14 protein-coding genes are annotated in these 12,118 nt (G+C 56.2%); 11 read left to right on the forward strand and 3 right to left on the reverse strand.

What is annotated here, in order from left to right:
* Window positions 1-184: 184 nt before the first annotated feature.
* From flgN to flgA, 3 genes are all read right to left on the reverse strand, one after another.
* Window positions 185-616 carry a flagellar export chaperone FlgN gene (gene flgN, locus IBT54_RS03995; RefSeq protein WP_013357436.1) on the reverse strand — a complete coding sequence of 144 codons (432 nt, stop codon included), beginning with the start codon at window positions 614-616 and terminating at the stop codon, window positions 185-187.
* Between the two features lie 5 nt (window positions 617-621).
* Complete coding sequence (gene flgM / locus IBT54_RS04000) at window positions 622-927, reverse strand: flagellar biosynthesis anti-sigma factor FlgM (RefSeq protein ID WP_095707389.1); 306 nt, start codon at window positions 925-927, stop codon at window positions 622-624.
* Window positions 928-1,031: 104 nt separating this feature from the next.
* Window positions 1,032-1,691 (reverse strand): flagellar basal body P-ring formation chaperone FlgA, encoded by a 660-nt coding sequence (gene flgA, locus IBT54_RS04005; protein ID WP_013357438.1) that lies wholly within the window; start codon window positions 1,689-1,691, stop codon window positions 1,032-1,034.
* 154 nt (window positions 1,692-1,845) lie between these two features.
* Between flgA and flgB the strand changes: the two genes are divergently transcribed.
* From flgB to flgL, 11 genes are all read left to right on the forward strand, one after another.
* The gene (gene flgB / locus IBT54_RS04010; RefSeq protein ID WP_013357439.1) at window positions 1,846-2,259 is read left to right on the forward strand and encodes a flagellar basal body rod protein FlgB; all 414 of its coding nucleotides are present in this window, start codon (window positions 1,846-1,848) and stop codon (window positions 2,257-2,259) included.
* Window positions 2,260-2,261: 2 nt separating this feature from the next.
* Window positions 2,262-2,666: a flagellar basal body rod protein FlgC gene (gene flgC, locus IBT54_RS04015; protein ID WP_013357440.1), complete on the forward strand. Its 405-nt coding sequence runs from the start codon at window positions 2,262-2,264 to the stop codon at window positions 2,664-2,666.
* 12 nt (window positions 2,667-2,678) lie between these two features.
* Window positions 2,679-3,353, forward strand: coding sequence for a flagellar hook assembly protein FlgD (gene flgD / locus IBT54_RS04020; protein WP_013357441.1), 675 nt, complete (start codon window positions 2,679-2,681; stop codon window positions 3,351-3,353).
* A 26-nt stretch (window positions 3,354-3,379) separates the two neighbouring features.
* Window positions 3,380-4,636, forward strand: a complete 1,257-nt coding sequence (flgE, locus tag IBT54_RS04025) for a flagellar hook protein FlgE (RefSeq protein ID WP_013357442.1) — start codon at window positions 3,380-3,382, stop codon at window positions 4,634-4,636.
* A gap of 20 nt (window positions 4,637-4,656) precedes the next feature.
* Complete coding sequence (locus IBT54_RS04030; protein ID WP_013357443.1) at window positions 4,657-5,412, forward strand: flagellar basal body rod protein FlgF; 756 nt, start codon at window positions 4,657-4,659, stop codon at window positions 5,410-5,412.
* 17 nt (window positions 5,413-5,429) lie between these two features.
* Window positions 5,430-6,212, forward strand: a complete 783-nt coding sequence (gene flgG, locus IBT54_RS04035; protein ID WP_003849881.1) for a flagellar basal-body rod protein FlgG — start codon at window positions 5,430-5,432, stop codon at window positions 6,210-6,212.
* Window positions 6,213-6,272: 60 nt separating this feature from the next.
* Entirely contained in the window at window positions 6,273-6,983 is a 711-nt protein-coding gene (locus IBT54_RS04040; protein WP_201251603.1) for a flagellar basal body L-ring protein FlgH, read from the forward strand.
* 9 nt (window positions 6,984-6,992) lie between these two features.
* Window positions 6,993-8,102 (forward strand): flagellar basal body P-ring protein FlgI, encoded by a 1,110-nt coding sequence (locus tag IBT54_RS04045; protein ID WP_095707388.1) that lies wholly within the window; start codon window positions 6,993-6,995, stop codon window positions 8,100-8,102.
* Complete coding sequence (gene flgJ / locus IBT54_RS04050) at window positions 8,102-9,064, forward strand: flagellar assembly peptidoglycan hydrolase FlgJ (protein ID WP_013357446.1); 963 nt, start codon at window positions 8,102-8,104, stop codon at window positions 9,062-9,064. The genes IBT54_RS04045 and flgJ overlap by 1 nt, the downstream gene beginning before the upstream one ends.
* A 123-nt stretch (window positions 9,065-9,187) precedes the next feature.
* Complete coding sequence (gene flgK / locus IBT54_RS04055; protein ID WP_013357447.1) at window positions 9,188-10,840, forward strand: flagellar hook-associated protein FlgK; 1,653 nt, start codon at window positions 9,188-9,190, stop codon at window positions 10,838-10,840.
* A gap of 14 nt (window positions 10,841-10,854) precedes the next feature.
* Complete coding sequence (flgL, locus tag IBT54_RS04060) at window positions 10,855-11,820, forward strand: flagellar hook-associated protein FlgL (protein ID WP_013357448.1); 966 nt, start codon at window positions 10,855-10,857, stop codon at window positions 11,818-11,820.
* Window positions 11,821-12,118: the final 298 nt, after the last annotated feature.

Below are 12,118 nucleotides of genomic sequence, written 5' to 3' on the forward strand. Positions count from 1 at the left end.
GGCGCACCTCAGGGATGAGGTGCGTAATCGCGCGGGCCGAGCGGCCAGGGATTGGCTTTAGCGTCTTTCCGATCTGCCCCTGTTCCCTGTGCAGGCTCAATTTCAAAGCTAATCATGGTGAAGGAAAAAACGCACCAATAAAAAATCCCGCACCAGGCGGGATTTTTTTTCGCTACTTTTCGGCTCAGGCTTTACGACTTAACGTCGCCTGGCCTTTACCCATCCCATCCGGGCCATAGAAGGCCTGAGTCTGATGCGGCTTCAGCACTTCAAGTGCATTTTCCGTGTAGCGAATCTGATGCTGCAGCAGCATGCCATTATGAACATTGGCATCCTGCAGACGACGGGTATGCTGCTGAATAGTGTCCCAGCGGCGCGCCATGTCGTTCTGACCACGATAAGGTGCCGATGTCGCCTGACTCTGTTCAGCGGTGCGGCGCATCTCATCCAGATAGTTCAGCGTACTGAGCAGCGCACTTTTATCTTCGGTGATGCGCTGTAACAGGTTGCTGTTAATGCTGCCCGCTGCCAGTTGCTGCTGCTCTTCTTCCAGCACCGCTGAAAGCGACGCCAGCACGTCCTGCATCTTATCTAATGTGGTCTGCAAATTACTCATGGGAATTAATTACCCTCTAAATACGCCTTAGTGTCGGCAATCAGCGCATCGGCGATTTTGCCGGCATCCATCTTCAGTTCGCCATTACGAATGGCGGTTTTCAGTTGTTCAACGCGCTCGACGTTAATATCTTTGCTGCTCGGCTGCATCAGCTGCGACTGCGCGCTGCTCAGGCTGACCTGAGCTGCAGCGGGGGTCGTGGCTGCTACCGGGCTGGCACTCTGACGCACTTTGCTGCTGCCAGACTCACTGCTGTCGCGGCTCTGTACGGTGCTGGCGGGTTTCAGAGGTTGCGTTCTGTCAATGCTCATATTCGGGCTCCTGTACGGTCAGGGGAAGTCTGCCACCTGAATCATAATAGCGTTATCGCTTTGTTGATTCTTCTATCGGCAGCACTGCGGGCTTCTTTAACACTTTACAGCGTTATAAGAATATTCCCATCCTCGCGCACCTTACCGCTGACAATCTGGCCATTTCCCATCCTCACCCGAACTGACTGCGAGCGGGCGGCATTGTTCAGCGCCTTGCCTTCACCGCTGGCGTCAAAGCCGTCGCCGCTGGCAATCACCATCACATTCTGACCCGCCTTAACACGCCATGGCTGACGCAGCGTGGAGGGATTAATCGGCTGTCCTGGCTGGATATCACGCAGCACTACGGCGTCTGCGACTGCGTCCGCATTCAGCAGGGCGCGGGCAGGCAGGGTATCAAGGCGGCCGGTCTGCAGCGTGAAATCACTTTCGCTGACGCTGCTGCCCTGGTTCAGCAGCCGGGTCGCTACCAGATAGGAACCGGTGACCTGAACCTGTACCTGGATATAACGGCGATTCTCATCGCAGTTTGCCGCCACGCTCATGTTGCCCCATAACCGGCTATTGCCTGGCAGGGTAAACTTAGGCGTCTCACAGGCTGGCCATTGCTCTTTCGGCGTGCGAACTACTACCACCATGCCTTCAGCATGCTGAGCGTCACGCGCTTTAAAAAATTGATTCAGTTGTGCATTGAGATCCCCGGCAGCAGCCGGCAGGGCGATCACGACCAGCAGGCTGGTCAGAAGAGTCAGATATCGACGCATTGTGCAGTTCCTCACTGATGATGGCGACGAGTGTACCCGTTAAGAAAAATCCTCAATTGTCAAAATAGCGGTCATTTAAGGCGTTATTCAGACGATGACGGCTTGCTTTTTCAAATTAAGCTGCGAGCTCGAAATTCTCATATGCGGAGGAAACATGCTCGACAAACTGGATGCGGCGCTGAAATTTGGAACGGAGGCCCTCAACCTGCGTGCTCAACGTCAGGAGATCCTGGCGTCAAATATTGCCAACGCCGATACCCCTGGTTATCAGGCCCGGGATATCGACTTTGCCAGCGAGCTGAGTCGGGTGATGTCCAATGGTCGTGCGGAAGGCAGCAGCATGGCGTTAAAAGTCACATCAGCTCGCCACATTGAAGCACAGACAAACGGGGCGCCATCAATGGATATGCTTTATCGCATTCCTGACCAGCCGGCTGCCGACGGCAACACCGTAGATATGGACCGTGAGCGTACACAGTTCGCGGATAACAGCCTGAAATATCAAACCGACCTCACCCTCATCAGTAGCCAGATCAAAGGCATGATGAGCGTGTTACAAGGGCAATAATTATGGCCTTGCTGAATATTTTTGACATTGCCGGCTCAGCGATGACCGCGCAATCACAGCGATTAAACGTCAGTGCCAGTAACCTGGCAAACGCCGACAGCGTCACCGGCCCCGATGGCAAGCCTTACGTGGCAAAGCAGGTGGTCTTCCAGACTGATGCGGCACCGGGTTCAGCGACCGGCGGTGTGAAAGTGGCACGCGTCGTGGACGATCCTACCCCTGCGAAGCTGGTCTATGACCCGGGTAACCCGATGGCCGATGCCAAAGGCTACGTGAAGATGCCGAACGTGGATGTGGTTTCTGAAAGCGTCAACACCATGTCGGCGTCACGCAGCTACCAGGCCAACGTCGAGGTGCTCAACACCGTGAAGTCGATGATGATGAAAACCCTGACGATCGGGCAATAACGGAGAAAAATTATGGCTATCGCGGTAGGCGTTAATGAAAAGCTGGACCCCACGGTCCTTAGCTCATCCAGCACCAGTGGCACCGGCAACAACGCGCAGGATCTGCAGAATCAGTTCCTGACCATGCTGGTGACGCAGTTAAAAAACCAGGATCCAACCAATCCAATGGATAACAGCCAGCTCACCACGCAGCTGGCACAGATCAATACCCTGAGCGGCATTGAAAAACTGAATACCACACTGGGATCTATCTCCGGACAGATCAGCACCAGCCAGTCGCTGCAGAGCTCCACGCTGATTGGGCATGGCGTGATGGTTAATGGCGGACAGATTCTGGTAGGCAACGGCACCACAACGCCATTTGGCGTGGAGCTGGCTTCCGCCTCTACCGGCGCATCCGCCACCATTAAAGATGCCAATGGCACGGTGATCGACACCGTCGATCTGGGCGCGCTGAGCGCTGGCGTCCACACCTTCTCGTGGGATGGCAAGCTGACTGATGGCTCTGTCGCACCGGATGGTAAATACAGCGTTGCGATTGCCGCAAGCAATGGCAACACACAACTGGTGGCACAACCGCTTAACTACGCCTACGTCAATGGGGTGAGTACTGCGAACAACACCACAAAACTGGATCTCGGCACCATGGGCTCCGCCACCCTTGACGACGTACGTCAGATTCTCTGATTAACCTGTAGACAGGAAACAAACACATGTCATTTTCCCAAGCGGTCAGCGGCCTTGGTGCTGCTTCAAGTAACCTTGATGTCATCGGTAACAACATTGCTAACTCCGCGACAGCGGGCTTTAAATCCAGCACCATCGCGTTTGCCGATATGTTTGCCGGTTCTAACGTCGGTCTCGGTACCAAAGTCGCTGCGGTGATCCAGAACTTTAACGATGGCGCGACCACCACGACCAGCCGTGGCCTGGACGTTGCGCTGAGCGGCAACGGTTTCTTCCGTATGACCGACAGCAGCGGCGGCGTCTTCTATTCACGTAACGGCCAGTTAACGCTGGATGCCAACCGTAACCTGGTGAACACCCAGGGTCTGAACGTGACCGGCTATCCGGCAAGCGGTTCACCGGCCACCATCCAGGCGGGTGCGAACCCGGTGGCGCTGAAGATCCCTACCACGCAGATGTCAGCCCGCGCCACCACTACCGCCGGTCTGGTTGCCAACCTGAACTCAACGGATACCACGCCAACGGTGACCACCTTCTCGACGGCGAACGCAGACAGCTACAACAAGAAAACCACCGCCACCGTGTTCGATTCGCAGGGTAATGACCACGCGCTCGACATGTATTTCGTGAAAGACACTACCAGCAACAGCTGGACCGTCCACACCATTGATGGCAACACCGGCACCTCAGCGGGTGACTTCAGAATGGCGTTTGACACCAGCGGTAAGCTGACCAGCGTCTCTAAGCTCGATGCCACCGGTGCCGTTGTGAGCACCACCACGGATGGCACCGTCGGCCTGACGCTGAACGTAGGCGGCGCCAATGGCGCGGTCGCCAATCAGCCGATCAACCTGAGCATGCTGGGCAGCCTGCAGCAGAACACCGGCGCTACCACCTTTGGCAGCCCGACGCAGGATGGCTATGCGCCAGGCGATCTGACCAGCTACGCGATCAATGATGACGGCACCATTACCGGCAGCTACTCAAACCAGAAAACCCAGCTGCTGGGTCAGATTGTCCTGTCGAGCTTCTCAAACCCGGAAGGTCTGGAATCGAAAGGCGACAACGTCTGGCAGGCTTCGAGTGCATCCGGTCAGGCAGCCATTGGTCTGGCTAACACCGGCACCTTCGGCTCACTGACGGCGGGCGCACTGGAATCGTCCAACGTCGACATGAGTAAAGAGCTGGTGAACATGATCGTCGCACAGCGTAACTATCAGGCGAATGCGCAGACCATCAAAACTCAGGACCAGATTCTCAACACGCTGGTTAACTTACGTTAATTCGCTAACAGGATTGCCATATGGATCACGCGATATATACCGCGATGGGCGCGGCCAGCCAGACGCTGGATCAGCAGGCGGTTACCGCCAGCAACCTCGCCAACGCCTCTACCCCCGGTTTTCGTGCACAGCTGAATGCGCTGCGCGCGGTGCCGGTGAGTGGCTGGTCGCTGCCGACCCGTACGCTGGTCGCCGCCTCTACACCCGGCGCCGACATGAGTCAGGGCGCGATGGATTACACCGAGCGTCCGCTCGATGTGGCGGTGCAGCAGGATGGCTGGCTGGCGGTGCGTACCGCTGACGGCAGCGAAGCCTATACCCGCAACGGCAATATGCAAATCAGTCCGACCGGTACGCTGACGGTTCAGGGCAATCCTGTGATGGGCGATGGCGGTCCGATTGTGATCCCGCAGGGTACGGAAATCACCATTGCGGCAGACGGCTCCATCACCGGGCTGAATGCCGGTGATTCACCGAACGCCACGGTTCAGCTGGGCAAGCTGAAGCTGGTCAGGGCAACCGGGCAGGAGCTGCAGCGCAGTGATGACGGCATGTTCCGTCCTACTGCGTCGACGCAGGCGACCCGCGGTGCTGCACTGCAGGCTGACGCCACTATGCAGGTGATGCCTGGCGTGCTGGAAGGCAGCAACGTCAAACCAGTGGAAACCATGGTCGATATGATCGCCAACGCCCGACGTTTTGAGATGCAGATGAAAGTCATCACCAACGTCGACGAAAATGAACAAAAAGCCAATCAGCTCCTGAACATGAGCTAAGGCGCGAGGATAACAACATGATTCGTTCTTTATGGATCGCTAAGACCGGTCTTGATGCGCAGCAGATGAACATGGACGTCATTGCCAACAACCTGGCAAACGTTAGCACCAACGGTTTTAAACGTTCACGTGCCGTGTTCGAAGATCTGATGTACCAGACTATGCGCCAGCCGGGCACGCAGTCATCAGAACAGACAACGCTGCCATCGGGCCTGCAGATCGGTACCGGTGTTCGTCCGGTGACCACTGAGCGTCTGCACACCCAGGGCAACCTGTCGCAGACCAGTAACTCAAAAGATATCGCTATTAACGGTCAGGGTTATTTTCAGATTCAGATGCCGGACGGCACCTCTGCGTATACCCGTGATGGCGCGTTTCAGGTTGATCAGAACGGCCAGCTGGTGACCAACTCCGGTTTCCCGGTGCAGCCAGGCATTACCATTCCGGCCAACGCCACCAGCATTACGGTGTCGCGTGACGGTGTGGTCAGCGTGACGCAGCAGGGGCAGGCCCAGGCCGCGCAGGTCGGTCAGTTAACACTGAGCACCTTTATGAACGACGCCGGTCTCGATAGCGTGGGTGAAAACCTCTACAAAGAAACGCAGGCATCGGGCGCACCGACAGACAGCACCCCAGGCCAGAACGGCGCGGGTCTGCTCTATCAGGGCTACACCGAAACCTCGAACGTAAACGTGGCGGAAGAGCTGGTCACGATGATTCAGACGCAGCGCGCTTACGAAATCAACAGCAAGGCGATCAGTACCTCTGATCAGATGCTGGCGAAATTAACTCAGCTTTAATCCCGAACAGGGCCAGCCCGTGCTGGCCTGAATGACAGACATTAATAAGGTCGTGACGCCGTGGCGAAGCAACAGATTCTCAAGCCTGGACATTGGTTAGTCGCCTCGTTGCTGCTAACCCTCAACGGATGTGTCCTGGTCCCGCGTACCCCGCTGGTCGAAGGTGCAACTACAGCGCAACCAATGCCGTCCGCGCCACCGGTGGTCAACGGCTCTATATTCCAGGGCGTCGCGCCACTTAACTACGGCTATCAGCCGCTGTTTGAAGATCGCCGTCCACGCAACATCGGCGATACCCTGACCATCACGCTGCAGGAAAACGTCAGCGCCAGCAAAAGCTCCTCAGCCAGTGCCAGCCGCGACGGCAGCAACAGCTTTGGTGTAAGCGGCGTGCCGACGGGTCTGGCAGGCCTGGTGGGTGCAGGTGGCGAAAAAGCCAATCTCAGCGCCGAAGGCAAAAACGACTTCGCAGGTAAAGGCGGCGCATCTGCCAATAACACCTTTACCGGCACCATTACCGTCACCGTGGATCAGGTGTTGTCAAACGGCAACCTGCACGTGGTCGGTGAAAAACAGATCGCCATTAATCAGGGCACGGAGTTCATTCGCTTCTCGGGCGTGGTCAACCCACGCACCATCAGCGCCAGTAACGCCGTGTTATCTACCGCTGTCGCCGATGCACGTATTGAGTACGTCGGAAATGGTTACATCAATGAGGCGCAGACCATGGGCTGGTTCCAGCGTTTCTTCCTGAACATCTCGCCGATGTAAGAGGTTTCAATGAAAAAGTTAACGCTGTTACGCGCCGGGCTGGCGCTGCTGCTGGGCGTCAGCCTGCTGGCCAAAGCCGATTTGATTCGCGATTTAACCACGATACAGGGCGTACGTGATAACCAGCTGCTGGGCTACGGCCTGGTCGTGGGCCTGGATGGCACCGGTGACCAGACCACGCAGACGCCATTTACTACCCAGACAGTGAGCAACATGCTGTCACAGCTTGGCATCACCGTGCCTGCGGGCACCAACATGCAGCTGAAAAACGTGGCAGCCGTTATGGTGACCGCTAAGCTGCCGTCGTTTGCCCGTCAGGGACAGAACCTGGATGTGGTGGTCTCATCACTGGGTAACGCCAAAAGCCTGCGCGGCGGCACGCTGTTAATGACGCCGATGAAAGGGGTTGATAACCAGGTCTATGCGCTGGCGCAGGGCAACATCCTGGTCGGTGGTGCGGGTGCCTCTGCGGGTGGCAGCAGCGTTCAGGTCAACCAGCTGAACGGTGGCCGTATCACCGGCGGTGCAACGGTTGAACGTGAACTGCAGAGCAACTTTGGTTCGCAGAACACCATTAACCTGCAGCTTAATAACGAAGACTTCTCAATGGCGCAGCGTATTGCTGATGCGATCAACGCCCGTGGCGGTTATGGCGCAGCGCAGCCGCTGGATGCCCGTACCGTGCAGATCCGCGTGTCACCCAATAATGGTGCGCAGGTGCGTCTGCTGGCCGAGATCCAGAACATTGATGTCTCGATTCCGGTTGAAGATGCCAAAGTGATCATCAACTCCCGTACCGGCTCGGTAGTCATGAACCGCGAAGTCACGCTGAATCAGTGTGCAGTGGCGCAGGGCAACCTGTCAGTGACGGTTAACCAGCAGCAGAACGTCAGTCAGCCTGATACACCGCTGGCCGGTGGTCAGACCGTGGCGACGACGCAGACCCAGATCGATCTGCGCCAGACCGGCGGTGCGCTGCAGCGCGTCAATGCCAGCGCTAACCTGAACAACGTAGTGCGTGCGCTGAATGCGCTGGGTGCATCACCTATCGAACTGATGTCGATTCTGCAGTCGATGCAAAGTGCCGGCTGTCTGCGTGCCAAACTGGAAATTATCTGATGGCTGATATGCAATCTGTCACGAGTCCGGCTTTCGACAGCCGCTCCCTGAATGATCTTAAACGCCAGGCGAGCAACGATCCGAAAGGACATGCGTTGCAGGTTGCACGTCAGGTCGAAGGGATGTTTGTACAGATGATGCTGAAGAGTATGCGTGATGCGTTGCCGCAGGACGGCATTATGGGCAACGAGCAGACCAAACTCTTTACCTCTATGTATGACCAGCAGATTGCACAGGAGATGGGCAAGCGTGGCCTCGGCCTGGCGGAAACCATCGTCAAACAGATGCAGCCCGCCACCGCGCCGGATGAAAAAGCCGGTACGGTGCCGATGAAGCTGGATAACAGCTTTATTCTCAGCACCAGCGGGGCCACACCACTGCCCGCCCAGCAGCTGGAGCAGATGGTGCGTAAGGCGATGCCGCGTCTGCCGCCGGTCGCATCACCGACCGGGCTGCCGAGCGACAGCCGTGAGTTTATCGCCCAGTTGACGCAACCGGCACAGGCTGCCAGTCAGCAGAGTGGCATTCCGCATCACCTGATTCTGGCGCAGGCGGCGCTGGAGTCGGGCTGGGGCCAGCGTCAGATCCTGACCCGCGACGGCAAGCCGAGCTATAACGTGTTTGGCATTAAAGCCAGTGGCGACTGGAAAGGTGAGACCACCGATATCATGACCACCGAATATGAGCAGGGTGCAGCGAAGAAAGTGCGTGCCAGCTTCAGGGTGTATAACTCCTATTTCGAGGCGCTGACGGACTACGTCAAACTCCTGTCCAATAACCCACGCTATGCGGCGGTAACCAACGCCACATCGGCAGAGCAGGGTGCGCAGGCGTTACAGGCGGCAGGCTACGCCACCGATCCGAAATATGCGCAAAAGCTGGTGGGAATGATTCAGCAATTCAAAAGTATGGGCGACAAAGTCGTCAAAGCGTACAGCCAGGATATGGGCGACCTGTTCTGATCATTACGCCTCAAGTTTCACTTAAGCAAGCCGATAACATCCCTATAGCCAGAAGCGTTTTCGCCTGCTGGCGCCCACTTTGATGTCTGCCAGCCCGGTTGACGGGGAACGTAAGGAACCGAGATGTCCAGCATAATTAACTCCGCGATGAGCGGATTGAGTGCCGCGCAGGCCGCTCTGAGCACTACCAGTAACAACATTTCTAACTACACCGTGGCGGGCTATTCACGTCAGACCACGGTACTGGCGCAGGCGAACAGTACCCTGCAGGGCAACAGCTATTATGGTAACGGCGTGAATATCACCGGTGTACAACGTGAATATGATGCGTTCATTGCTACGCAGCTGCGCGGTTCCAGCGCGAACTACAGCGCGGTAAGCACTCAGCACAGTCAGATTTCAAACATTGACGACCTGCTGTCGACCTCGACGACCAGCCTGTCGACCTCGCTGCAGGGCTTCTTTACCAACCTGCAGAACGTGGTGAGCAACGCCAACGATCCGTCCGCGCGGCAATCAATGCTCAGCAATGCCCAGGGTCTGGTCAGTCAGTTCCAGACCTCAGCGCAATACCTGAACAATATGCAGAACAGCGTCAATGCGGATATCGGTTCCAGCATCAAGCAGGTCAACACGATTACCAGCCAGATTGCCGATCTTAACCAGCAGATTGGCAAACTGAGTACCGCCAACGGTGCCGCACCCAACGATCTGCTCGATAAGCGCGATCAGCTGGTGAATACCCTGAATAACGTGGTTGGCGTGACCGTATCGCAGCAGGATGGCGGCGGCTATACCGTCGCGATGGCAAATGGCCTGACGCTGGTGAATGGCGACAAATCTCACGATCTGGTGGCGATGAATTCCAGCAGCGATCCGACGCGCACCACTATTGGCTATGTCGATAAGCAGGCGGGCAACGTTGAGATCCCGGAAAAACTGATCACCACGGGTTCGTTGGGCGGTCTGCTGGCCTTCCGTACTCAGGATCTGGATCTGGCACAGAATCAGCTGGGTCAGTTAGCGGCTGCGTTTACTACCAGCTTTAACGATGTCCACAAACAGGGCTTTGACAGCAACGGCGACCAGGGCGTCGATTTCTTTAATATCGGCAGCCCGCTGGTCGTGAGCAACAGCAAAAACAGCACCGCTGCCTCGGTTACCGCAGAGTGGACCGATACCAGCGCGTTGAAAGCCACTAACTATAACGTCAGCTTTGACGGCACGAACTGGACTGCCACGCGTGCCTCTGACAGCACCGCAGCCGCCATCACGCAGAGTACCGATGCCAGTGGCAATACCACGCTGAGCTTTGACGGCCTGAAACTGACCGTTGGCGCCACGCCTGCACCTGCCGCTAAAGACAGCTTCCTGGTGAAGCCGGTCCAGAATGTGGTTAACGACATGTCCGTCGCCATCACCAATGAATCTCAGGTGGCCGCAGCAGGTGCCGTAGGCGGTGAGAGTGATAACCGCAATGCACAAAAGTTGCTGGCTCTGCAGGACGCGAAGCTGGTCGGCGGCAATGCCACGCTGTCACAGGCTTACGCGACCATCGTCAGTAGCGTGGGCAATAAAACCAGTTCACTGGAAACCACCAGCGATACACAGAAAAGCGTGGTCAGTCAGCTGACTGAGCGCCAGCAATCGGTCTCTGGCGTAAACCTCGATGAGGAGTACGCCAACCTGACTAAATATCAGCAATATTACATGGCCAATGCGCAGGTGCTGCAGACTGCCAGCACCGTGTTTAATGCATTGATCAATATTCGCTAAGGGCAGGAGATAACATGCGAATCAGTACAAATATGATTTTTGAGCAGCAGGTGCGTGGCATCACTGACTCACAGGCCTCCTGGCTGAAATCAGGTGAGCAGCTCTCCAGCGGCCGCCGTGTGAATAATCCTTCGGACGATCCGATTGCGGCGTCCCGTGCTGTGGTGTTGTCACAAACCCAGCAGCAGGGCAAACAATATGCGCTGGCGCGTACCTTTGCCGAGCAGGGCCTGTCACTGGAAGAGAATACGCTGAAAGGCGTCACCGATGGGATCATTGCTGCACAAGGACTGATCGTCAACGGTTCAACCGGTACCCTGAGCGATAGTGACCGTGGATCGATTGCCACCCAGCTGGAAGGTATTCGCGCCCAGTTGCTGAACCAGGCAAACAGTCAGGATGCCAATGGCCGCTATATTTTTGCCGGTTATAAAACCGACAGCGCGCCGTTTGTGGATACGGCGGGCACCGGCGTAAGCTACGCAGGCGGCACCGATGCGATTACCCAGAAGGTTGACACCAGCCGGACCATGACCGTGGGACATACCGGTGACAATATCTTTATGGCAATCTCCGGCAATGCCACCAAAGAGCCGGATGGCAGCGCCAGTGAAACCAACGTGTTTAAAATGCTGGATAGCGCCATTGCGGCACTGAAAGTGCCACAGGATGATGCGGACGCTGCAACCAAACAGACCTTCCAGGATGCGATGGATAAAACCAACCGCGGCCTGGGTAACTCACTGAATAATGTTTTAACGGTGCGTTCTGAGATTGGTACTCAGCTGTCAGAGATTGATACGCTGAATGCGCAGGGCGATGACCGTAGTGTGATTTACAGCTCGCAGATGAGTGATCTGGTCAACGTCGATTTAACCGAAGCGGCGTCCAGCTATACCATGCAGCAGACAGCACTTCAGGCCTCTTATAAGACCTTCACTGATATGTCCAAGATGTCTCTGTTCCAGATGAATTCGTAGTCTGACCTGAAATTTTGAGCGTACTTTAACCGGATGCGCTTACTTTTTCCCACCCTCCCGATAAAGGAGGGTGGGATTTTTTTGTCTGTGATTCAGCTGGTGGCAGGGCGATTTTTCATAAAGTCTGCCTGTATGGCTTTCCTGCTTCCTCATTTCACACTATCCCGCAGCCATGCATGCCTGATGCTTCCCCGCACTTTGTTACGGCCAAAATGACTGACGCCGTCTTTCCTGATGGCTGACAACGTAAACGGGGCGGTATTAATTCTTTGTCTGCCTGCGGACTGAATTGATGCCA

Origin of the sequence: Pantoea sp. S62, assembly GCF_016658625.1 — a bacterium.
Taxonomy (GTDB): Bacteria; Pseudomonadota; Gammaproteobacteria; order Enterobacterales; family Enterobacteriaceae; genus Pantoea; species Pantoea vagans.